The organism is Dyadobacter sp. CY345, assembly GCF_021502725.1.
In the GTDB taxonomy this organism is placed as follows: Bacteria; Bacteroidota; Bacteroidia; order Cytophagales; family Spirosomataceae; genus Dyadobacter.
In genome coordinates, this window is the sequence record NZ_JAKFFS010000007.1 from 206,229 (window position 1) to 228,423 (window position 22,195).

Annotated in this window: 22 protein-coding genes; 18 read left to right on the plus strand and 4 right to left on the minus strand. The window is 40.3% G+C overall.

Annotated elements, in window-relative coordinates:
- Positions 1–16: 16 nt before the first annotated feature.
- The 16 genes from L0657_RS26195 (at position 17) to L0657_RS28225 (ending at position 14,053) form a co-directional block, all read left to right on the plus strand.
- Entirely contained in the window at positions 17–1,702 is a 1,686-nt protein-coding gene (locus tag L0657_RS26195) for a C45 family peptidase (protein ID WP_235153747.1), read from the plus strand.
- Positions 1,703–1,733: 31 nt separating this feature from the next.
- Positions 1,734–2,993 (plus strand): phenylacetate--CoA ligase family protein, encoded by a 1,260-nt coding sequence (locus tag L0657_RS26200; RefSeq protein WP_235153748.1) that lies wholly within the window; start codon positions 1,734–1,736, stop codon positions 2,991–2,993.
- A gap of 164 nt (positions 2,994–3,157) precedes the next feature.
- Positions 3,158–3,787, plus strand: a complete 630-nt coding sequence (locus tag L0657_RS26205; RefSeq protein WP_235153749.1) for a hypothetical protein — start codon at positions 3,158–3,160, stop codon at positions 3,785–3,787.
- 121 nt (positions 3,788–3,908) lie between these two features.
- Positions 3,909–4,631, plus strand: coding sequence for a YdcF family protein (locus tag L0657_RS26210; RefSeq protein ID WP_235153750.1), 723 nt, complete (start codon positions 3,909–3,911; stop codon positions 4,629–4,631).
- Between the two features lie 8 nt (positions 4,632–4,639).
- Positions 4,640–5,701, plus strand: a complete 1,062-nt coding sequence (locus L0657_RS26215; RefSeq protein WP_235153751.1) for a methyltransferase — start codon at positions 4,640–4,642, stop codon at positions 5,699–5,701.
- Positions 5,702–5,758: 57 nt separating this feature from the next.
- Positions 5,759–6,241 carry a hypothetical protein gene (locus L0657_RS26220; protein WP_235153752.1) on the plus strand — a complete coding sequence of 161 codons (483 nt, stop codon included), beginning with the start codon at positions 5,759–5,761 and terminating at the stop codon, positions 6,239–6,241.
- Between the two features lie 30 nt (positions 6,242–6,271).
- Entirely contained in the window at positions 6,272–7,174 is a 903-nt protein-coding gene (locus tag L0657_RS26225) for a hypothetical protein (RefSeq protein WP_235153753.1), read from the plus strand.
- Positions 7,175–7,234: 60 nt separating this feature from the next.
- A complete protein-coding gene (locus tag L0657_RS26230; protein ID WP_235153754.1) occupies positions 7,235–8,377 on the plus strand; it encodes a beta-ketoacyl-ACP synthase III in 1,143 nt (380 codons plus the stop codon).
- A 29-nt stretch (positions 8,378–8,406) separates the two neighbouring features.
- On the plus strand, positions 8,407–8,805 hold the full coding sequence (locus tag L0657_RS26235; protein WP_235153755.1) for a hypothetical protein: 399 nt from the start codon (positions 8,407–8,409) through the stop codon (positions 8,803–8,805).
- Between the two features lie 4 nt (positions 8,806–8,809).
- Positions 8,810–9,841 (plus strand): BtrH N-terminal domain-containing protein, encoded by a 1,032-nt coding sequence (locus tag L0657_RS28090; RefSeq protein ID WP_235153756.1) that lies wholly within the window; start codon positions 8,810–8,812, stop codon positions 9,839–9,841.
- 28 nt (positions 9,842–9,869) lie between these two features.
- Positions 9,870–10,619 carry an ABC transporter ATP-binding protein gene (locus L0657_RS26245; RefSeq protein ID WP_235153757.1) on the plus strand — a complete coding sequence of 250 codons (750 nt, stop codon included), beginning with the start codon at positions 9,870–9,872 and terminating at the stop codon, positions 10,617–10,619.
- Positions 10,620–10,623: 4 nt separating this feature from the next.
- Positions 10,624–11,901, plus strand: a complete 1,278-nt coding sequence (locus L0657_RS26250) for an ABC transporter permease (protein ID WP_235153758.1) — start codon at positions 10,624–10,626, stop codon at positions 11,899–11,901.
- Positions 11,902–11,906: 5 nt separating this feature from the next.
- Positions 11,907–12,173 carry a phosphopantetheine-binding protein gene (locus L0657_RS26255; protein ID WP_090334929.1) on the plus strand — a complete coding sequence of 89 codons (267 nt, stop codon included), beginning with the start codon at positions 11,907–11,909 and terminating at the stop codon, positions 12,171–12,173.
- Positions 12,157–13,377 carry a beta-ketoacyl-[acyl-carrier-protein] synthase family protein gene (locus tag L0657_RS26260; RefSeq protein ID WP_235153759.1) on the plus strand — a complete coding sequence of 407 codons (1,221 nt, stop codon included), beginning with the start codon at positions 12,157–12,159 and terminating at the stop codon, positions 13,375–13,377. Before L0657_RS26255 ends, L0657_RS26260 begins: the two co-directional genes overlap by 17 nt.
- Positions 13,378–13,443: 66 nt before the next feature.
- On the plus strand, positions 13,444–13,653 hold the full coding sequence (locus L0657_RS26265) for a hypothetical protein (RefSeq protein WP_235153760.1): 210 nt from the start codon (positions 13,444–13,446) through the stop codon (positions 13,651–13,653).
- Positions 13,643–14,053, plus strand: coding sequence for a PIN domain-containing protein (locus L0657_RS28225; protein ID WP_409015105.1), 411 nt, complete (start codon positions 13,643–13,645; stop codon positions 14,051–14,053). Before L0657_RS26265 ends, L0657_RS28225 begins: the two co-directional genes overlap by 11 nt.
- Before the next feature lie 3 nt (positions 14,054–14,056).
- Here L0657_RS28225 and scpA read toward each other — a convergent pair whose 3' ends face one another.
- Entirely contained in the window at positions 14,057–16,201 is a 2,145-nt protein-coding gene (gene scpA, locus L0657_RS26270; protein WP_235153761.1) for a methylmalonyl-CoA mutase, read from the minus strand.
- 45 nt (positions 16,202–16,246) lie between these two features.
- Positions 16,247–17,620 carry a methylmalonyl-CoA mutase family protein gene (locus L0657_RS26275; protein ID WP_235153762.1) on the minus strand — a complete coding sequence of 458 codons (1,374 nt, stop codon included), beginning with the start codon at positions 17,618–17,620 and terminating at the stop codon, positions 16,247–16,249.
- Between the two features lie 253 nt (positions 17,621–17,873).
- Between L0657_RS26275 and dnaA the strand changes: the two genes are divergently transcribed.
- On the plus strand, positions 17,874–19,328 hold the full coding sequence (gene dnaA, locus L0657_RS26280; RefSeq protein ID WP_235153763.1) for a chromosomal replication initiator protein DnaA: 1,455 nt from the start codon (positions 17,874–17,876) through the stop codon (positions 19,326–19,328).
- Between the two features lie 6 nt (positions 19,329–19,334).
- Positions 19,335–20,339: a GNAT family N-acetyltransferase gene (locus tag L0657_RS26285; RefSeq protein WP_235153764.1), complete on the plus strand. Its 1,005-nt coding sequence runs from the start codon at positions 19,335–19,337 to the stop codon at positions 20,337–20,339.
- Here the strand turns inward: L0657_RS26285 and L0657_RS26290 are convergent.
- Entirely contained in the window at positions 20,305–21,102 is a 798-nt protein-coding gene (locus L0657_RS26290) for a DUF3108 domain-containing protein (RefSeq protein ID WP_235153765.1), read from the minus strand. The genes L0657_RS26285 and L0657_RS26290 overlap by 35 nt on opposite strands.
- A 12-nt stretch (positions 21,103–21,114) precedes the next feature.
- Entirely contained in the window at positions 21,115–22,179 is a 1,065-nt protein-coding gene (locus tag L0657_RS26295) for an aminopeptidase (RefSeq protein ID WP_255718390.1), read from the minus strand.
- Positions 22,180–22,195 lie beyond the last annotated feature (16 nt).

Sequence of the window (22,195 nt, forward strand, 5' to 3'; positions counted from 1 at the left end):
TCATTCCCAGCGAAATATGTGGCCAAAAAATAGATCATTACGTATCCTTTTCAAATTTCTAAGTATCACTTTTTTGCTGGCCGGACTTGCCTTTGGCGTGTTCATTTGGCTGGTAAAATTGCCAACACCAGAGATCAGCAGTACAAAAACAACGCAAAGCTACAAACGTGTGCAACTTGGACCGAATTCCTATAAGGTTGACAACTGCTGGCTTAGAAAAAATAAAAATGGAATCTGGGAAATGTATCTGGAAGGTGCACCTTATGAACGTGGGCTAATTTACGGTGTTTTGGCCAAAGAATTAATGGAAAAACAGGAAGTCCATTTCGTTGCTCAAATCAAGGAAATTATTCCTAATGCATTCTTTCTTCAAGTTCTGAAAGGATTCGTGGCGTGGTTCAATAAAGATATTTATAAATACATACAGGATGAAAATTTACAAGAAATCTACGGAGTTTCCCAATCATTTTCTGATCGTTTCAATTACATAGGCCCGAAATATTACAGGATTTTAAATTATCACGCGGCGCACGATATCGGCCATGCGCTGACAGATTTAAACATGGTCGGATGCACTTCGTTCGCGGTTAATAACACGCTTTCAGAAGACTCTACTTTATTGATTGGAAGAAATTTTGATTTTTATATGGGTGATGCTTTTGCGGAAGACAAGCTCATTGTTTTTATAAATCCGGATAAAGGATACAAATTTGCGTCTTATGCCTGGGCGGGCTTAACCGGCGTCGTTTCAGGAATCAATGAAAAAGGAATTACGGTTACACTGAATGCCTCAAAATCAGATATTCCATACGGAGCAAAAGAGCCGATTTCACTATTGGCCAGAGAAATTTTGCAATATGCTGGGACCATTGAACAAGCCGACTCCATTGCGAAAAAGAGAGACACATTTGTTTCTGAATCCTTACTGATTGGTTCAGCCCATGATAACAAGGCGGTTATAATAGAGAAGTCGCCTAAAAAAATGGATGTTTATTCTTCTGGAAAAGATTATCTGGTTTGCGCCAATCATTATCAGGGATCTGCTTTTATTAAGGATTCTGTCAATATTAAAAATCTGGATGAGACGGATTCAAAAGCCCGTTTTGAGCGAATGACCCAATTGATGGGGCGGAATTATCCACTTGATGTTAATAAAGCGGCTGAAATTCTGCGTGATAAAAAAGGCCTGAACGATACTTTCATCGGTTATGGCAATTCACGATCGCTTAATCAGCTTATTGCCCATCATGGCGTCATCTTCAAACCTGCTGAGCGAAAAGTATGGATATCAACCCCACCTTACCAGTTAGGAGAATTTATCTGTTATGACCTTGACGATGCATTTTCCAATACCAAAACTTTTCATGCGATTGATTCACTGGCCATTAGAGCGGATACCTTTTTGCTTTCTAATGATTACAAGAAATTCGAAGCTTTTAAAGTCACCAAGCAGAAAATTCACAAATATGTGATGTTAGGCATTCCGTTCAAACTTACAACTGCTGAGGAGTTTGCGATGGTTAAAAATAATCCTGGAAGTTATGTCACCTACCTGACGCTGGGTGATTATTTTGAGAAGGAAAAGAACTTTGATAAGGCCATTGGATATTATCAGGAATCATTGCAGCATGTGGTTTCTTCCAAAAATGAGATTAATGCGATTAAAGCGAAGATTGAAACTTGCAAAAAGGAGAAATCCTGAAAACGAATAGACTGACTAGAAAATCACCCCTATGACCAAGGAAATTTTAGAATCACAAAGTAAAAAGTTGGAAGAAATTCTTCAGTATGTTAATACCAATTCTTCCTACTACAATCGTATTTTTCAGGAAAATGGAATTGATATTTCGTTGATAAAATCACCAGGAGATCTTTCCGTAATTCCGTTTACTACAAAAGACGACCTTGCGCGCTATAATGATGATTTTCTTTGTGTACCTAAAACTAAAATAGCCGATTTTGTCACAACCTCCGGAACTTTAAGCGACCCAGTTGCTTTTTACCTGACGGATAAAGATGTGCAAAGGCTTGCCAATAATGAAGCAGAAGCTTTTCGTTGCGCGAACGGAAGTGAAAACGATATATACCAGTTAATGACCACCATCGACCGGCGTTTCATGGCTGGCCTGGCTTATTGGATGGGAGCGAGAAAAATGGGTGCTGGAATGATCAGGGTGGGTCCGGGAGCTCCTTTTTTACAATGGGAATCAATTCAGAGATTTTCGCCTACGGTGCTCATTGCCATTCCCTCGTTCATCCCAAGATTAATCGAGTATGCCGAGGCAAACGGAATTGACTATAAATCTTCGTCGGTGAAATCAGTATTATGCATTGGAGAACCGATCCGTAATCCGGATTTTACCTATAATGAATTGGGAAAAAGGATCACGTCGCAGTGGGACGTGCAATTGTTTTCCACCTATGCGTCAACGGAAATGGGCGCGGCCTTTACCGAATGCCAAGAGGGCAAAGGCGGACACTTGAATCCTGACCTGCTGATACTGGAGGTAGTAGACGAATCCGGAAATGTAGTCGGAGAGGGAGAAATGGGGGAAGTCGTAGTGACGACGTTGGGCGTAGAAGGTATGCCATTATTGCGTTACAGAACCGGTGATTTATGTCATGTTTATTATCAACCTTGTGATTGCGGAAGATCTTCAACGAGGCTCGGGCCGGTTGTCGGGCGAAAACAGCAGATGATAAAATTCAAGGGCACAACCATTTTTCCGCCTGCGCTTTTTGATGTTTTGGATATGGTCCCAGAGATTGATTTATACCAGGTTGTTGTTTCCAAAAATGAGTTTGGAAACGACGAAATTACGATACTTCTGACCATGAATCTCGAAACCGCATTATTTAAAGAAAAGCTTCATTCTTTATTTAAATCGCGCTTACGAGTGACGCCAGCGTTGCAATTCATCACCGCTCAAGAACTAAACCACCTAATATTTAAACAGGAAAAAAGAAAACCTGAAAAGTTGATATATCTTTGATTGTTAGTCAATACTAATTCTCAAAAGTTTGAAATATTCGCTCGCCAGAGTTTTGATAAAAAATTCAAATAATTACAATATTCTTTAATTTTGAAAATATGAAGCTTTCAATGAAGTCCCTCATATTTTCAACAAGTTGTCCAACTCTTCTAAATACAATGTTCATGAAAAAGTTTACGTTATTTATAACCTTACTATTTGTGGCAGGTCAGGTTTCTGCCCAGAATACGTTATCCGATCTATACAGCGGAAAAGCAAAACTTACTTTTCTTGGTCTGGATTTTACACAGGCAAAATATATCGGGCGAATTGGGTTTACGGATCCAGCTGCCATTAAAAACCAACATATGGTAAGCTGGAATAATCTTATTGAGTATGAACCTAAAAAATTCTCCCTGCAAGAGGCATTCCGATTAAAACCGGAACAATATCAATCAAAAGTTACGGATATGATCAAGCTGAATGAGTCGGCTGATGTGAAAGACAATATAATTGAAGAACCATACACCATCACCGAAGATCAGGTCAAAAAATCCGTTGCCAAGTATTCCTTAACTGAAAAGGATGGTATCGGTTTGGTTTACGTAGTTGAAAGCCTGAACAAAAATGCGGAAAAAATGTGCGCATGGGTTACCTTTATTGATCTGAAAACGAAAAAGGTTCTTTATACAGAAAAACTTGAAGGCGCAGCGGCCGGTTTTGGCTTCCGTAATTACTGGGCCGGAGCTGTTTATAAAATTAACAAATCGATTAACTCAAAATATTACAAGCAGTGGAGTAATGCTGCTAAATAACATAACGTGAAGATTTTTTCTTCATTTCGCTATACTAAATCGTTGACAGAATAACGGAAGCTGTGCAAGATCCTTTTTAAAAAGGACTTTGCACAGCTTCCTCCTTAAATAATAATCCGGCTTGAAACGAATTTTCATCTTATCGGTTTTCAGTATATTCCTGTTCTCGGGATGTTCGAAAATGTACTATCGCTCGGCTGCCAAAGCATTTCAGGAAGGTTTGAAGGGACAGCCTTACGACATCATCATCGTTCCCGGTTTCCCTTACAGTGGGCAGGAGTGGGATATGGTGCATAAAATGAGAATTCACTGGGCGAAGTATCTTTATACTAATGGTGTAGCCAAAAATATAATTTTTTCAGGTTCAGCTGTCGCAACGCCTTACATTGAAAGCCGGGTGATGAGCATGTATGCAGAAGCACTGGGTGTGCCCAAAGAAAATATATTTACCGAAGAAAAAGCGGAACATAGTACTGAAAACGTTTATTATTCTTATCGGAAGGCAAAGGAGATGGGCTTTACTAAAATTGCATTGGCGACGGATCCTTTTCAGAGCCGGTATATGGGAAAGTTTATGCGGAAATTTGAAATCCCGGTTGCACTTTTGCCAACCGTTATAGATACTTTAAAAGTCCTGAATTTATATGAGCCCAATATCGATCCGGAATCGGCGATAAAGAAAGACTTTGTAAAGCTATCACACCGGGAAAACCTCTTCGAACGTCTGAAAGGGACAATGGGGAAATATATTATCTGGCACGAAGAGGATCTAAAAAAGAAAAGATACAGAAGGCGATTTAAAGATAGAATGGTGCCGGACTCAGCATCGAATAAAGAACATTAATCAGTACAATGAAAAAAGAAATTTCGGCAATTGATGCCAAGTATGAAGCACAAAAAATAGCTTTTGGGCCAATATATTTTCAGTCGGTCATTGCACTCAGAGATCTGGGAATTCTTGAATTTATAAATAATAACAGAAAAGGCGTCGCCATTTCGACAATTATTGAAAAACTGGATGTTTCGGAATATGGCGTCGAGCTGTTGATTGAAGCGGCAGAAATTCTTGGGGTGGTGGAGTGTTTTGGAGACGGAATGGTCAAAATTACTAAGATCGGTTTTTTTCTCCTGAAAGATGAGATGACAAAAGTGAATGTAAATTTCATGAACGATGTCTGTTATCTTGGTGCTAAGGCTATGACTGACAGTATCAGAAATGGAAAACCGGAGGGATTAAAAGTGCTGGGTGACTGGCCAACCATTTACGAAGGATTGTCCATTCTGCCGGAACCTGCAAAGAAATCCTGGTTTGACTTCGATCATTATTATTCGGATGGTGCGTTTCCTTCTGCGCTTAAAATAGTATTTAGTAAACCTACGGGTACAATTTTTGATGTGGGTGGAAATACCGGAAAATGGTCTTTTGCGTGTTGTGCGTATGATCCTGATGTCAAAATTAAAATACTGGATTTGCCCGTACAACTGAATGTTGCAAAACAAAATGCAACAGAAAAAGGTCTGACAAACCGTATAGAGTTTTATCCAATTAACCTGCTCGACACGGATCAAAAAATTCCGCAGGGAGCAGACGTCATCTGGATGAGCCAGTTTTTGGATTGTTTTTCAAAGGATGAAATTGTTTGTATCTTGAAGAATGCATATCAGGCGGCTTCGGCGGAAACAAGGTTATATATTTTAGAACCGTTTTTTGACAACCAGAATTACCCTGCGGCTCATTTCAGTTTGGTAGCCACTTCGCTGTATTTTACGATTATGGCCAATGGGAACAGTAAAATGTACAGCATCCATGTGATGAAATCGCTTGTAGCCGAAGCTGGTTTTGAAGTTGTCGAAACTTATCCGTTGATTGGTGACAGTTACCATACCATTCTGGAATGTAGAAAAAAAATATAGTTTGATAAGTCATTTCCTGACAATTTCGAGGGCTTTTTATAAGAAAAATATAACGTTATGAACCCAGTCAAGATTTTTGGCTTTATCTTTATTATTCTTTTTTCATCTTTTGTAAATCCCGCGGTCGACAAAGGTGCGTTTTACAAAGTTTTCGGAAGCAATAATCCGGGTGAAATTGATGAAATGATAGCTTTGTTGGAAAAAGAAAAATCTTCATCCTTGACGAATGCATTTCTCGGAGCCCTTCATACGAAAAAGGCGGGCTTTCTGAAAGGAGCTAATGAGAAGATAAAGATTTTCAAAAAAGGTGCAAGTATGCTGGAGGTGGAGATTGCAAAGAAACCTGCCAATACGGAGTACCGGTTTTTAAGATTGGCGATTCAAGAACACGCGCCGAAAATATTGAAATATAATAAAAATAAGGACGCTGATAAAAAGGCGATTATTGAAGGTTATAAAAATTTGGATCCGGAGTTGCAGAAGATTATCAAAAATTATGCATCCGGTTCAGCAACACTTAAAGTGGATGACTTGCAGTAACTGCAAAGAAAAATTGAATAAAATAGTGGAATGAAAAAGGTGCTTGTAATAAATTATTCGCAGTCAGGACAGCTAAATGAGATTATTGACAATTTTTTATTGCCATTTAGTTCTGCTGAAATTGAAAGAAAACAGATAGAAACTGTTAAACCATTCCGGTTTCCCTGGACAAGCGAAGTATTTTATGATACAATGCCCGAATGCGTAAATGAAGAGCCCGTTGCATTACAGCCGATCCAATATGCCTCGGGAAAATACGATCTTATAATCCTTGGCTATCAACCATGGTTTTTATCTCCCTCCCTACCGATAACTTCGCTTTTGCAAGATCCTGTATTTCAGCAAAAAATGAAGGATACGCCCATTGTAACTGTTATTGGTGGTCGGAATATGTGGCTAAATTCACAGGAAAGTGTGAAGGCCTATATAAAAAAAGCAGGAGGAATTTTAGTTGGAAATGTTCCTTTGATGGACCGGGAACCGAATTTGATCAGCGTTTTGACGATCTTTCATTGGATGCTCACGGGCAAAAAAGAGAGAAAGTGGAATCTGCTTCCGGTACCGGGCGTTAGTCAGGAAGATATAACAAGTGCAGACAGATTCGGAGCCATTGTGCATACCGGGCTTGTAAATAATGATTTCAGTGATTTACAAAATAAAATACTATCTCTCTGCCTTATCAATATTCCAACGGACATTTGGTTTATCGAAATGCGGGGCAAAAAGATTTTCAGGATTTGGGCAGGGCTGATCAAGAAGAAAGGGACAACACCGGAAAAGAGAAAGTTTTTCGTTAATCTTTTTAAATATTACCTGTTGATAGCATTGTTTGTTGCATCACCAATTATTTTGACCGTTTACTTCCTTTTGATTGCCCCGTTTAGTCAAAAATCGATTAAAAAATCTAAGGAATATTACTACGGTGTAAGTTAAGCCGAGTTAAATTTAGGATTAACAACTGCATCAACTTTTTAATAATCAATTTTTATTGCAATGTCAGAAGCGTTTATTACCAGAGTTTCAAAATTCGTACCCAATCAGGCGGTTGCGAATGAAGAAATGGAAGAGTATCTAGGATTTATTAACGGAAAATCTTCTAAGTCAAAATCGATCGTTCTTAGAAATAACAAAATAAAGAGTCGTTATTACGCATATACCAAAGAGGGTGTTCCTACGCATACCAATGCTGAAATGGCCTCTGAGGCTGTCAGGCAGCTTTTTAAGGAATCTCCTGAAGAGTTAAAAGAAGTAGATTTACTGAGCGCAGGTACATCTAGTCCAGATCAGATCATGCCTTCACACGGCGTTATGATTCATGGATGGCTACCTGAAACCGGAACGATAGAAGTGGTGTCTCCCTCGGGAGTATGCTGCGCCGGTATGCATGCGCTTAAATATGCATATATGTCTGTAAAGCTGGAAGATAAGGAAAAGGCAGTTGCGGTAGCTTCTGAGCGTTTTTCCCCTTCTCTTCGTGCAGAACAGTTCGAAGAAGAAGTTCAGGAATTGATCCGTTTGGAGCAGAATCCGTATGTATCCTTTGACAAAGATTTCCTTCGCTGGATGCTTTCGGACGGTGCCGGTGCTTTTTTGGTTGAGGGAAAGCCCAATGAAACAGGAATCTCTTTGAAAATTGAATGGATTGATGGCTGTTCTTTTGCCAATGAGAAAGAGGCTTGTATGTATATGGGTGCGCACAAGGAGGAGGATGGCAGTTTGAAAAGCTTCAAAGATTTTACAAATGAGGAGATTTTTAACAAATCTATTTTTAGTATAAAGCAGGATGTGAAGCTGTTGAGCGAAAATATCGTAAAACTTGGCTTCAACAATTTGAAGCAAATACTGGACAAAAAAGGATTTGACATGAATGAGGTGGATTATTTCCTTCCGCACATTTCAAGTTACTTTTTTGAAAGCAAAATTGAAGATGTTCTGATTGAAAATGGTATCCCGGTTCCAAAAGAAAAATGGTTTACAAACCTGGCGACTATGGGAAATGTGGGAGCTGCTTCGATTTATATGATGGTTGAAGAAATTTTCAACAGCGGAAAACTTAAAAAGGGCGAAAAAATATTACTGGCCGTTCCAGAGAGTTCAAGATTCTCGTATATGTTCTGCCTGCTTACTGTTTGTTAATTGTCAACAGGTTTTAAGACTCATTCCTTATGAAAAAAGAAGATCTACCGCAGGAACCAGGCGCACTTTCGAGGCTGACACGGGAGCTGTGTTATGTCAAAAATGAAGAAGGGAAATATGAAACGGCGTTAAGCAAGGGCTGGGATATTAAAAAGGAAGCGCTTGACAGCGCCTGGGTGGAAGTAAATGATCGGGTGGAAGAGGCTAGAAAGGCGGTCGTTAGTGGAGAGAAAAGTCCGATATACTATTTCATGGAACTGAACCTGATGGATCTTGGCGTACTTTCGGGATATACCGGGTTCTTCACTTTTTTTGTAAAAAGGCATCTTAAACCTTCGGTGTTTAAAACACTAAGCGACAAAAAATTGGAAAAGTATGCCCAGGCGTTTGATATATCCGTCAGCGAATTAAAAAATTTTAAAGGTTAAGTAAGTGAATATCGATACCAAAACAGAAGAATTTCATCACGTCCATGCTGCGCATTGCGAAAATGGCGTCACGACGGCTTTGTTGCGTCATCATGGTCTCGATTTCATGACTGAACCCCTGGCATTTGGTATGGGTTCTGGTCTTTTTTATATACAGGTTCCGTTTCTGACCATAAATAATGGCCCGGCTATTTCTTTCCGTACAATGCCGGGGGCAATTTTTAAACGTACTTGCAGATCGCTGGGCGTAGAGGTTACCCGAAATAAATTCAGGGATCCTGCGAAGGCGCAATTATTTTTAGATAAAAAAATTAAAGAAGGGAATCCTGTGGGTTGTCAGGTCGGGGTTTTTCATCTATCCTATTTCCCAAAAGAATATCGGTTTCATTTCAATGCGCATAATCTCATTGTATATGGACAAGAAGACAACCGATATCTGATCAGTGATCCGATTATGGAGGAAGTCACTTCTTTATCACCTGAGGAGCTTTCCCGCGTCCGTTTTGCGCAGGGGCCGCTTGCTCCAAAAGGACATATTTATTTTCCTGAAAAAGTTGGCGTGATTACCGATGACTTGATCCGTAAAGGAATCGTGACTGGTATCAAACGCAACGTTCGGGATATGATCGGTATTCCGGGTAATTTCGCAGGTGTCAACGGAATCCGTTACACATCCAATAGTGTTCGCAAATGGAGAGATAAACTTGGGTTGAAAAAAGCTGGTTTATATCTCGGTCAGATCGTACGGATGCAGGAAGAAATCGGGACAGGAGGCGGAGGTTTTCGTTTTCTCTACGGTGCATTTCTTGAAGAAGCGGCTGCTCATTTGCAGGATGACCGTTTGATCGGTATTTCTGAGGAGTTTACAAAATCAGGTGATATGTGGCGGGCAAGTGCGATCCAGATGGCTGGTGTTTACAAAGGCAGATTGACAGAACAGCAGAGTTTTGGCGAAATCGCGGACCGACTTTTAGAAATACGTTCTGTTGAAAAAGAGGCCTTTTTGAAACTCTCTAAATTGAATCTGGGAAAATAGTTGTTTTCTCATTCAACGTTGCTGCAAAATGTATAAAGGTCCGTCCATTCAAATTGAAAATATTACCCAAAGATATAAATCCGCTCAGGAGGACAGTCTCAGTAATGTTACGCTGCAAATCAATGAAGGGGATGTCTATGGTTTATTAGGACCAAATGGTGCCGGAAAAACGACGCTTATCTCCATTCTCTGCGGAATTATTCCACCTTCATACGGAAATGTAAATTATTATATCGGCGGAAAAAAAATTGATGAGCAGGAGCGAAGAAGCCTTTTGGGTTTTGTGCCTCAGGAATATGCCTTTTATCAGGAACTTACGCCGAAGCAAAATCTCGATTACTTTGGAGCGATGTACAATTTGTCCAGAGCTGAACTATCCGTTCGTATCGATGAATTGCTTGAAGAACTTGGTCTGACCAAAGTAGCAAACAAAGAAGTTTCTACTTTTTCTGGTGGTATGAAACGGCGTGTCAATCTTGCAATTGGATTGATCCATAATCCAGTAATATTATTTCTGGACGAACCTACCGTTGGCGTTGACGTTCAAAGTAAGAACGCAATTATCAAATATCTTGAAGAAATTAACAGAACTGGCACAACGATTGTGTATACTTCTCATCACATGTCGGAAGCGGAAGAATTCTGTAATCGCATCGCTCTGATCGACCATGGTAAGGTTGTTGCGGAAGGCGGAATGAGCGAATTGTTAGAAAAAAACAGCGCTTCGAGTTTACAGGATTTATTTATCAAATTGACAGGAGAGGAGTACCGGGACTAGGCCTATGTTTAAAGTTTTCTCATCGATTCGTAAAGAATTTCTTCTACTTGTCAGCGACAAAGTTGGGTTAGCGCTTATGTTTGTGATGCCGCTTTTACTCGTTTTTATCATTACAATTATTCAGGATAGCGCCTACAAAATTGTGAATGAAAATGAGATACCGATGCTGGTTGTCAACCACGACGAAGGGAGTGGGGGAGAAAAACTACTGAACTTGCTCTCTAATTCCAGACTTTTCAAAATTGATACGTTTAATAGTCTTCCGGAAAGTGCTTTGAAGAAGGAGCTGCTTGCACGGGGCAAAATGATCGCACTGTTTATTCCACCCAACTTTACAAGCGGACTCGAAAGTAATACCGGTGAGATCAGTCACATGATGATGCGGGATATGGGCCTGGAAACCGATTCATCTGATGTGAATACGGAAAAAATGCCGGTTTTGTCTTTTTATCACGATCCGGTTTTACAGGAAAATTATAGCGCATCCGTGCGTGGTGTTGTGGATTCTTATCTTGGCATGATTGAAAAAACAATGATGATTGAGAGGATATATGCGGATATGGATATTGCCTCAAAATCAATCACATTAAGCGAAAAAATGGCAAGCAATCGGGTTAAGATCAATCAGATCGTTGCGACAAACAGCAATTCAGTTGCCGTCCCCAATTCAACACAGCATAACGTGCCAGCCTGGACTATTTTTGCGATGTTTTTTATGGTGGTATCACTCGGAAGCAACATTGTAAAAGAGCGTATTAACGGGAGTTTTTTGAGATTAAAGACAATGCCGACGAGTTTTATGTTGGTAATGCTTAGCAAAATGGCGGTTTATGTCGTTGTGGCAATCTTGCAGGTTGCATTGACATTTTCCATCGGTGTCTGGATTCTCCCCAAAATCGGTCTACCCGAATTGACAATCCCAACCAACTTTCCTGCATTTGCCACAGTGGTGTTGATCAGCAGTCTGGCAGCAGTGAGTTATGCACTTTTAATAGGTTCGTGGGCAAAAACGCAGGAACAGGCGAATGGATTTGGTGCAATATCCATCATCATTTTTGGGGCCATTGGCGGGATTTTAGTACCAGCTTTTGTAATGCCGGAATATATGCAGTTCGCCAGTAAATTTTCCCCGTTACATTGGTGTCTGGAAGGATTTTATATTCTTTTTCTCAAAGGCGGAAGTTGGCACGAGCTCAGGTCGGTCGTGTTATTTTTGGGAGTATTCATTTTGATTTGCCAACTTTGCACTTATATTAAACTTAGAATAGAAAAAATTATCTGATACTGATGGAAATTGAAAGCTTAAAACCAGTTATAAAAGGACAAATAGTACAATACTTAAATTTGTTGGATATTAATCCGGAAGACATTAAAGATGATGAACCACTTTTTGGCGGTGATTTAGGTCTGGATTCTATTGATTCCCTGGAACTGGTAGTTTTGTTGGAAAGAGAGTATGGTATCAAAATAACCAACCCTGCCGAAGGAAGAAAGATTTTGGTTGATGTGAACCACATGGCAGAGTATATTATCAAAAATGCGAAAACAGCATAATAAGCCGGTAAGAGTTTTTGTGACAGGTATGGGCATAATTTCCGCATTAGGTGATGATGTCCAAAAAAACCACGATAGCCTGGTCAATAGTCGAGCTGGAATAAGAAAAGCTGTTCATTTCAAATCTCATTATGCTTCTTTGCTGCCTTTTGGAGAGATAGAAATGAGCAATGAGAACATAAAAGAAATACTGAATCTGAAAGAGGAGCCGGGATACACCCGGACTTGTCTTTTGGCAGCGAAGGCCTTCGATGAAGCAGTTGTAGATTCCGGAATAACTTCTGCTGATTTATCTTCTTTTGACACTGCATTCATTTCCGCAAGTACTGTCGGTGGCATGTGCCTCACGGATCAGTTGTATGAAGATGCCAATCAAAAATCCGAAGGTTCCGAATATCTGGAATCCTACGGGCCCGGATCGCATACTTTGAAACTTGTAGAAAGATATAATATTAACGGATTTACAGACACAATCAACACTGCCTGCTCTTCCTCTGCGAATGCAATTATGTTGGGTGCCAGACTGATTAAATCAGGACGCGCAACCCGGTCAGTCGTCGGCGGCGTAGATGCTCTGGCGAAGTATACCGTCAATGGATTTAATGCATTAAAAATCCTCTCAGAAAATCCCTGTAAACCGTTTGACGAAAATAGGGATGGCTTAAATCTTGGAGAGGCTGCGGCATATCTTGTTTTGGAATCAGAGGAAGTTGTCGGTGATAAAAAGGTATACGCTGAAATTTTGGGATACGGAAATTCCAATGATGCGCACCACCCATCTGCCATGTCGGACGACGCAGTCGGAGCGATAAGATCGATGAGAGAGGCAATAGAAACAGCTGGAATAGGAGCAGAAAGAATCGATTATGTAAATGCACACGGAACTGGAACTCCAAATAATGACAGCGTCGAGCTAACCGGAATGACCAAGGTTTTTGAGAGAGTGCCGCTGTTCAGTTCAACGAAATCGTTTACCGGGCATACACTGGCTGCCGCGGGCGTTGTGGAAGCGATATTCAGTATTTTAAGTATAAATCATTCGGAGATTTATCCAAGCCTGCATATTGAAACAGATATGGTGGATTTCGAAGATTTTCCTGTCAGGCGTTATCGATCCGGGGTTCAGGTAAATTACGTGCTGTCCAATTCATTCGGTTTTGGAGGGAATTGTACCTCGTTGGTATTTGGGAAGGTTATCAAATAGAGTTACTTAGGTAATTGTCATGAAAATTTGTAGCTTTATTTATCAAACACCGTTAAAGATGGTACCATGATTCGAACTATTATTACGCCTAAGCAACAGACTGTATCTCTCGAAATTCCAAGAGATTACGTTGGGAAACAAATCGAGGTGATCGTTTTTGCAAAAGACGAGGTAACTTTTGAGGAAGGGATATTCGGTAAAAATGTTTCATTCGATGCCCTATCAATAGACACGAGAAACTATAAATTTGATCGTGAGGAGGCTAATGAAAGATAGATTCTTTTTGGATACCAATATATTAATTTACTCTTATTCAAATTCTGAGTTAGAAAAACAGTTGATTGCACGACGCATTATTACAGAAAATCTTACTGTTATAAGTACACAGGTCTTGCAGGAGTTATGCAATGTGGTAACCCGAAAATTTAAGTTTTCCTACGAGCAGGCCGAACAGTGCATTCGGGAGTGTTCTCTCAATAATAAAGTCTATATCAATTCTGATAACACTATTTTAGGTGCTTGTCGAATAGCTAATGTTTACGGTTTTTCATTCTACGATAGTATCATAATATCAGCCGCAATTGAAAGCGAATGCTCAATTTTATTTTCCGAAGATCTGCACCATGGACAGAACATCGAAAACGTCTTGACCATACTTAATCCATTCAAGGTTTAGTAATCAACCTTCCATCAACTCCTTTAAAATCTTCTGCGCTGCCACAGAAATAATTGTTCCTGGTCCGAAAATTCCTTTCACGCCTGCGTCATATAAAAACTTGTAATCCTGCGATGGAATTACGCCACCGGCAATTACTAATATATCCTCGCGACCCAGTTTTTTCAATTCATCAAGAAGTTGCGGGATTAAGGTTTTATGCCCGGCTGCCAGGCTGGATGCGCCAACTATGTGAACATCATTTTCCGCGGCATGTGTAGCCACTTCTGCCGGCGTCTGAAAAAGCGGGCCGATATCTACATCAAAACCCAGATCAGCAAAACTGGTGGCGATAATTTTCGCACCACGGTCATGGCCGTCCTGACCCATTTTCGCGACCAAAATTCGAGGCCTTCTTCCATCCAGCTCTTCAAATTGATCGGCCATTTCTTTCGCTATCCGAAAATTTTCGTCGTCAGAAACTTCAGACTGATATATTCCGGAAACGGAGCGGATTACTGCTTTATAGCGTCCAAATTCTTTTTCCATAGCATCAGATATTTCACCTAATGTAGCTCTTTTCCTCGCGGCATCTACGGCCATAGCCAATAAGTTGTTGCTAAAATCTTTACCTCCTTTTTCTTTGCAAGCGGTTGTAATCGCTTGTAATGCAGCGTTAGTTTCAAGTGAATTTCTTTCTTTTCTTATCCGTCCAAGTCGGGCGATCTGCTCAGTTCTCACGCTTTCATTATCGATTTCCAGAATGTCAAAAACATCTTTAATTTCAGTTTTATATTTATTCACACCAACTACAATATCACGTCCTGAATCAATTCTTGCCTGTTTTCGGGCAGCGGCTTCCTCAATTCGCATTTTAGGTAATCCAGTCTCTATCGCCTTGGTCATTCCCCCAAGAGCCTCAACTTCCTGAATTAATTCCCAGGCTTTTTCGATCAGTTCTTTGGTCAGGTATTCCACGTAATAAGAACCTCCCCAAGGATCTACCGCTTTGCATACATCCGTTTCGTGTTGCAAAAAAAGCTGTGTGTTTCTGGCAATTCTGGCCGTAGAATCGGTAGGCAGGGCAATAGCTTCATCTAGCGAGTTGGTATGTAAGGATTGGGTATGCCCAAACACCGCCGCGAGGGCTTCTACGCATGTCCTGGCGACATTATTATAAGGATCCTGCTCTGTAAGGCTGTAACCGCTTGTCTGACAATGTGCGCGCAAGGCCAGGGATTTGTCCAATTTCGGTTCGAACTGCTTTACTATTTTGGCCCATAACATTCTCCCGGCACGCATCTTTGCAATTTCCATGAAATGATTCATCCCAATGCCCCAGAAAAATGACAATCTTGGCGCGAACTCGTCAATTTTAATTCCGGCGCGCAGTCCGGTTCGGATATATTCCAAACCATCAGCAAGGGTATAGGCAAGTTCAAGATGAGCGGGTGCACCAGCTTCATGCATATGGTAGCCACTAATGCTGATCGAATTGAATTTTGGCATAAACTGGCTTGTATATGCAAAAATATCGCCAATGATCCGCATCGATGGTTCTGGCGGATAAATGTAAGTATTCCGGACCATGAACTCTTTCAGAATATCATTTTGAATTGTCCCCGAAAGCTTGTCTGCTGCTACCCCTTGTTCTTCCGCAGCGACGATAAAAAATGCCAAAATGGGAATAACAGCACCGTTCATCGTCATGGAGACCGACATTTCATCCAGTGGAATCTGATCAAAAAGAATTTTCATGTCTTCGACCGAATCAATTGAAACGCCGGCCTTACCAACGTCTCCCACGACTCTCGGGTGATCTGAATCATATCCCCGATGCGTAGCCAGATCGAAAGCCACAGAAAGTCCTTTCTGTCCGCCTGCCAGGTTCTTTCGATAAAACGCGTTGGAGTCTTTTGCCGTAGAAAATCCAGCATATTGCCGAATCGTCCAGGGTCTGTCGAGATACATACTGGCATAGGGCCCACGCAGAAAGGGAGGTACTCCTGCACCAAAACCTATATGGTCAGCCTCAGCAATATAATATGAGCTATAACCTGAATTAATATGAATTCCTTCCTGAGTCTGGAACGACTTAATTGGCTTTTCAGATTCGTCGGTTGGAACAGCAGATTTCTGAAGCACAATATTTTTAAAATCCGGCTTCATAGGTTCGGTTGGTTTGGAATTATAAAAGAATCAGCTTGGTGAAATTTACCAGTGTTCGGATAAATTTTTAGGCACCAGCCATTTTATTTCTTCTGAATTACTGGTTTCCGGGGAATCTGGCTTATTAGGTATGTCAGTCGTTTTCTCAGTGCGGTATTTATTTACACCCACAAATATTTTATCCTTTTGGAGCTCTTCCTGTTTTTGTTGCCACGATTTGTCAATTTCCTTTTGAATAAATCCCGTTTCAAAACAAGGAATTATTCCGCCTTTCTCTTCTGTTTCTAAAAATAATTCCCAGGCGGCATCGGCCATTTTAATTGTCATTGTTTCAAGCTGATACGAACCAGCAGCCGGGTCTGCAACACGATCCAGATAACTTTCTGCCGACAACAAAGAAGAAACATTACGTGCAACACGTTCACTGAATTCTGTTGTCTCTTCAAAAGATTGATTATACGGCAAAACTGTCAGTGCGTCACAACCACCTATGACTGCGCTCATTGCTTCACTGGTTGAACGGACGATGTTTGTCTTCAGGTCGTATTTTGCATTGTAAAAAGTTGAGGTCTGTGCTTGTATGAAGGTGTTACAAAGTTCCGGAGGTACCTGATATGCCATTCCTATTTTTTTGTGGAGATAGCGAAGAGCTCTCAATTTCGCGATTTCCGTCAAGTATTCTGGTCCGATCGAAATGGAATAAAAAAAACGGTTCAAGGCATGCAACGGCGATATACCGGCGTCTGTAAGTTTATCCAGATAATAAACAGTTGAAGCGAGCAAAAAAGCCAGTTCCTGAACAGGGTTTGCGCCAGCATTATGATATACATGACTTTCCACCATCAACGGCCGGAATTCACGCATCATTTTTGTCTTGTTTAAAGTCGCACAGACATTTTTGACAGGCTCAGAAAAGGCACTTCCATTTCGCATCCAGTTAGCCAAAGGATCATTGGCAATTCCTCCTTTCATGTAATAGCCGGCTCCGCGGGAAACTTCCTCAAATATTTTTTCAGAATTTATTTCTGTTTTAAAAAAGATGGGCGTGTCGCAAAGTTTTACAGCATACAATGTTTTCGAAAGCTCATTTTTGAACAGATCAGGTTCGGTCAGATGAAGCAAAACAGCATCGGCTCCGGCATTAAGTGCGAAGGTTATTTTGTTATTTGTTGTTCGTGGATTGTCAAATTTTATGAGCGGAGTATTTAACCATCCAGGTATCTTTTTCTGACAATTTTGCAGCGCTGATATTTGTTCAGGATTCAGGTCGTTTGCTGAATAATATGCTTCCAAAGTTAAATCAGGCGCGATTTTGAAATTATTTATTTTTTCATATTTACCGGCTAGCTCATTTTCAGCCTGCTTTTTCCAGGCATTTTTATCGCAAAATTCAAATTCAGAAAACAAGGAAGGCGACATATTTTCTACTGTTGATGAGACATTTTTTTACCAGTTGAACGACCCGGTTTCGCGACATGAACAAAGCTACAAATTTGAGATTACATTTTTTTAATTGTTACGTTACTGTTAACCCAAGCTGGCGTCTATAACGTAGGATTATTCTAATGGATTTAGTTGATGGCTTGGTAATCGTACAGATTGGATTTAAATTGAACACTGGTTTAATCTGCAGAGACCATCTATTTTCTTATCTTTGCCGTCCTTTTGATTTATGATATCTGATTACGCAAATTTGACATTGGAAAGAGTAACCGCACATAGAGAAGTAGACCAAATATGGGATAGTTGCCTTCGGGTGATTAAGCAACATATTCCTGATGAGAGTTTTAGAACGTGGTTCGAGCCAATCCGACCGCTAAAAATCTATGGAAAAGTGCTTACGATCCAGGTTCCAAGCCAGTTCTTTTACGAATGGCTGGAAGACAATTATGTCAATTTGTTAAGAAAGGCGCTGGATTATGCAATCGGACGTGACGGCCTGCTGGAGTATTCGATCATCGTGGACAAGGGAAATGAGAAACACCAACCGTTGACGATGAACGTTTCGACTGTTAAAACGCCGAAATATGCGGGTCCTGACAATTTTGCAAATGATCCGAGAATGGGTTCAAATCTGGTGGTTAAGGACCAGGATTCCATGAATCTTGATACGTATCTGAACCCCAATTATTCTTTTGACAACTTTATTGAAGGCGATTGTAACCGACTTGCTCGTTCCGCTGGCTTTGCGGTAGCTCAGCGTCCCGGTCTGACGTCTTTCAATCCTTTGATGATGTATGGAGGTGTAGGTTTAGGTAAAACCCACTTAGTGCAGGCGATCGGAAACTATATCAGAAACCATTTTGACAATAAGCTGGTACTTTACGTTTCTTCGGAAAAATTTACAAACCAGTTTATTAATTCGATTAAAAATAATACGCTTCAGAACTTTACCGACTTTTATATGAAGGTGGACGTTCTGGCTATTGATGACGTGCAGTTTTTGTCCGGAAAAGAGAAAACTCAGGATACTTTTTTCCATATTTTTAACCACCTTCATCAACTAGGCAAGCAAATTATTATGACCAGCGACCGGCCGCCACGTGAGCTGGAAGGATTGCAGGATCGTTTGCTTTCCCGCTTCAAATGGGGGCTGACAGCAGATTTGCAAACGCCTGATTTTGAGACTCGTATTGCAATTATTCAGAAAAAAATCCAGGCAGAAGGAATTCAGATAGACTACGATGTAATTGAATATATCGCTCATAGCGTCAATTCTAACGTCCGTGAGTTGGAAGGGGTGATTGTTTCCCTAATGGCGCAGGCTTCCCTGACGCGTCGTGAAATTGATGTTGAACTAGCGAAAAACACGCTTAAAAACATCGTAATGAACGAGGATAAGGAAGTTACCATCGATACAATTCAGGAGATCGTAGCAGATTATTTTAAGGTTACAATTGCTGATCTAAAAAGTAAGAGCAGAAAAAAAGAGGTTGTATACCCACGCCAACTTGCTATGTTTTTGGCAAAAGAGTATACAGACTTGCCGCTGAAATCAATTGGATATCATTTTGGTGGTCGTGATCATAGCACCGTGATTCACTCGATTCAAAGTGTAAATTTGCTGATGGATGAAACGCCCGACGTAGAGGAAACTTTGCAAAAGCTTCGCAGTTACTTTAAATAATTTGTCATGACGGCGCCGTTGTTACTTTCAAGAAATGAAATTGACGACGTTCTCTGGAATGAATTGGTGAAAAATTCTCAGCAACAGATCATTTACGCCTATTCTTGGTATCTGGATGTTGTTTGTGATCATTGGCAGGCCTTCGTCTGGCCATCGGTAGAAGATTATCAGGTTATAATGCCATTACCTTTCAAGCGGAAATGGCTCATTGAAGTTATTGAACAGCCTTTGTTTTGCCAATATTTAGGCATTTTTTCTCTTCATGATCTCTCGGCAACGGTGACTGAAAAATTCCTGAAATCCCTCGCGAATAAATTCTCATATATTTCTTCTTATCACTTCAATCCTTTAAATACCGCAATTCTCCGACTCGCGTTACCGAATTTTTCCGCTTTCCGGATAAGAGAAAATACCACTTTCTGGTTGTCTCTTTCTGTTTCATATGAAGATATTTTTGCAGAATATTCACCAGACAGGAAGCTTAACCTAAAACGAAGTTTTGCAGAAAAATGGAGTATAAAGAAAAGTGAAGATATTAATCCTTTGATAGAATTATTTCAGCGAAACCACGAATCAAAAATCCAGGGTGGCGTGAGAAAAAGTGCCTACAAATTATTAAGTGACTTGCTTATACAAATTAATAAGCATGAGTCAGCCACACTTTTCTACGCCCTTCGAAATGGTTCGATCCATGCAGGTGTATTGATTATTAAATCAGGAGATAAGGCAATTTATCTATTTAATGCTGCGGACGAAGCAGGACGTAGAGGAAATGCGCGCACTTTTTTACTGGATAATTTTTTTCAGTACAATTCAGGCTCGCCTATATTTTTGGATTTTGAAAGCCCGGAAGTTCGGTCTATTGCGAAGTTTTACCAAGGTTTCGGAGCTAAACCGATGCGATTCTTAGAAATCGGAAAAAATACTCTTCCATCTCCTCTTAGGCAGATACAAAATTGGCGGATAAAAAAGTTGGTTAGTACCAGGCAAGCTCCTTTCGAAGATTTTTGACAGATTTAATATCCATTTCAAGGGATCCAACTGCCAGTTCGACTTCGGCTTTAAGGGGAATTTTGTTAGTATCGTCCGATACCCAAAGTTTAACAGCACCTTCGCCCTTAAATAATTTATTGTCAGGAATGAGCGGGTTTAATCGTAAAACCCTGATTCTGCCAAATTTTGTTTTAATTACATCCTTTCCTACATATCGGATTCGAAGTTTGTAAACCTCGCCGTCAAAGAAAGTAGGTACCTCGATAATATCTCCCTCAGCTACTCTGTCAAAATTGATAGTCCGCAAATAGAAATAACCGCTGATAATGTCGTGAATATTGTTGGGCGTTTTGAAGGTTTTTGTTTCTTCCTTTACAGTAGAAACAGCCTGGTCTCTATCATGGTTGAAAACGATTGTTTCCTCTTTTCGATATTTGTTTTCCTGGATATTTAGGTAAAACATTTGCGGTACAATAGCAACGGTGTCAACATACGAACGCCAGTTGTCTCTTACCCGGGAGATTAAATCGAAGGCACCAGTTGTACGGCCAGTCACATTGATTTTGAAACAAGGCTTATTATTGACCACAGATATGTTTTTGGCAATTTCTACCCTTGCCTCGGCGGCATTAATAAATCCGTAGTGAACCCGGTATTCGACCCTTTCACCAAAACTGAAACTTTTGTTTACGATAACTCTATTCTGCTCATATTGCTTAAATGCAAGGATGGTGACAAGGGATAAAACGGCAATTATCGTAATTTTCAATCTCTTCATCATGTGCGATAGTATCTACAACGAGGGATATTTTTCTTTTAAATAAGATAGATATTTTTTAAAGTCCTGGCCGAACTCCGTCTCAAATTCTGCCCTGAACTGATTTTGTTTCGATTTATAAGTTTGATAACCGATGAAGTAAGCATTATTTGGAACATTTTTTTCTGTCCACCTACTTTTGGGTTTCAACGTAATTTGGTCTGCAAACAGTGTGTCCGCATCATTAAGTATTTTTAAAATCACCTGATTTTTAAGATAATCTTTTCTGCTGCTGTCTGGGTTTTTGTAACTGAATGTCTTGTACAGACTGTCAAGTTTACTGATTCCCCGCAACATGTGCTGTGCATATGCATCGTTATACTTTTTCGAAAACTCATATGCTTTAAGCTGTTTTGAATCAGATCCATACTTCTGGGTTAAAAACCTTATCGCTCCCAAATCTCCGACGAAGCTGGCCAGATTCTCATTCAGTTCAAGATTATTTTTCACAAAAAGTGTACCATGCGTCAGTTCATGCAGGATCAGATTTGCCAGACTGCCTTCTCGTCGCCTCAACATACTAGATAAAATTGGATCTTTGAGATAGCCCAAAGTTGACCAGGCGGAAGCTTCTCCAATATCGGTATCCAGACCGGATTTAATTAATTCCTGCTCCTCACGTATTGCTCGTGTTGAGTCAAAATAGCCTTTGTAAGGGAAGCTGCCGATGATTGGAAAAGTCCATTTGTGGGCTTTAATCTGGTAGCGTTCAGAAGCATTGATCACCCACATCAATGGTTTGTTATGCTGGTTATAAAAAGTTGTGTAATTTTTTGAAGGACTCAATCCAAGGGAATCAACACCGAATTGTTTAATTTCTTCAATGAGCCGGATTCGGGCTTTCAAAGAATCTGGGAACGTAGGATCTTGTAAAACATCTTCAACATCCTGAACATTCAGCAAAATTGTAGCCTGGCCTTTTGCCTGCATCCAGCCATAACTAATTAGATCACGGTAGTAAAAACCAAGCAGGAGCAGAATAATAAATAATGCAGCTAATATTTTCCTCAACACCTGGAATGCAGTTTCGTGATTTTGCAAAACAATAAAGGCTGGT

What these genes read in the sequence shown, in the direction of transcription:
- L0657_RS26275 (WP_235153762.1), bottom strand. Translation starts at nt 17,620, where the DNA reads ATGTCGCCTTCCTTGTTTTCTGAATTTGAATTTTGCGATAAAAATGCC.
- L0657_RS26235 (WP_235153755.1), top strand. Translation starts at nt 8,407, where the DNA reads ATGAAAAAAGAAGATCTACCGCAGGAACCAGGCGCACTTTCGAGGCTG.
- L0657_RS26195 (WP_235153747.1), top strand. Translation starts at nt 17, where the DNA reads ATGTGGCCAAAAAATAGATCATTACGTATCCTTTTCAAATTTCTAAGT.
- L0657_RS26245 (WP_235153757.1), top strand. Translation starts at nt 9,870, where the DNA reads ATGTATAAAGGTCCGTCCATTCAAATTGAAAATATTACCCAAAGATAT.
- L0657_RS26205 (WP_235153749.1), top strand. Translation starts at nt 3,158, where the DNA reads ATGAAAAAGTTTACGTTATTTATAACCTTACTATTTGTGGCAGGTCAG.
- L0657_RS26230 (WP_235153754.1), top strand. Translation starts at nt 7,235, where the DNA reads ATGTCAGAAGCGTTTATTACCAGAGTTTCAAAATTCGTACCCAATCAG.
- dnaA (WP_235153763.1), top strand. Translation starts at nt 17,874, where the DNA reads ATGATATCTGATTACGCAAATTTGACATTGGAAAGAGTAACCGCACAT.
- L0657_RS26215 (WP_235153751.1), top strand. Translation starts at nt 4,640, where the DNA reads ATGAAAAAAGAAATTTCGGCAATTGATGCCAAGTATGAAGCACAAAAA.
- L0657_RS26265 (WP_235153760.1), top strand. Translation starts at nt 13,444, where the DNA reads ATGATTCGAACTATTATTACGCCTAAGCAACAGACTGTATCTCTCGAA.
- L0657_RS26220 (WP_235153752.1), top strand. Translation starts at nt 5,759, where the DNA reads ATGAACCCAGTCAAGATTTTTGGCTTTATCTTTATTATTCTTTTTTCA.
- L0657_RS26250 (WP_235153758.1), top strand. Translation starts at nt 10,624, where the DNA reads ATGTTTAAAGTTTTCTCATCGATTCGTAAAGAATTTCTTCTACTTGTC.
- L0657_RS26285 (WP_235153764.1), top strand. Translation starts at nt 19,335, where the DNA reads ATGACGGCGCCGTTGTTACTTTCAAGAAATGAAATTGACGACGTTCTC.
- L0657_RS28225 (WP_409015105.1), top strand. Translation starts at nt 13,643, where the DNA reads ATGAAAGATAGATTCTTTTTGGATACCAATATATTAATTTACTCTTAT.
- L0657_RS26225 (WP_235153753.1), top strand. Translation starts at nt 6,272, where the DNA reads ATGAAAAAGGTGCTTGTAATAAATTATTCGCAGTCAGGACAGCTAAAT.
- L0657_RS26290 (WP_235153765.1), bottom strand. Translation starts at nt 21,102, where the DNA reads ATGATGAAGAGATTGAAAATTACGATAATTGCCGTTTTATCCCTTGTC.
- L0657_RS26200 (WP_235153748.1), top strand. Translation starts at nt 1,734, where the DNA reads ATGACCAAGGAAATTTTAGAATCACAAAGTAAAAAGTTGGAAGAAATT.
- scpA (WP_235153761.1), bottom strand. Translation starts at nt 16,201, where the DNA reads ATGAAGCCGGATTTTAAAAATATTGTGCTTCAGAAATCTGCTGTTCCA.
- L0657_RS26260 (WP_235153759.1), top strand. Translation starts at nt 12,157, where the DNA reads ATGCGAAAACAGCATAATAAGCCGGTAAGAGTTTTTGTGACAGGTATG.
- L0657_RS26255 (WP_090334929.1), top strand. Translation starts at nt 11,907, where the DNA reads ATGGAAATTGAAAGCTTAAAACCAGTTATAAAAGGACAAATAGTACAA.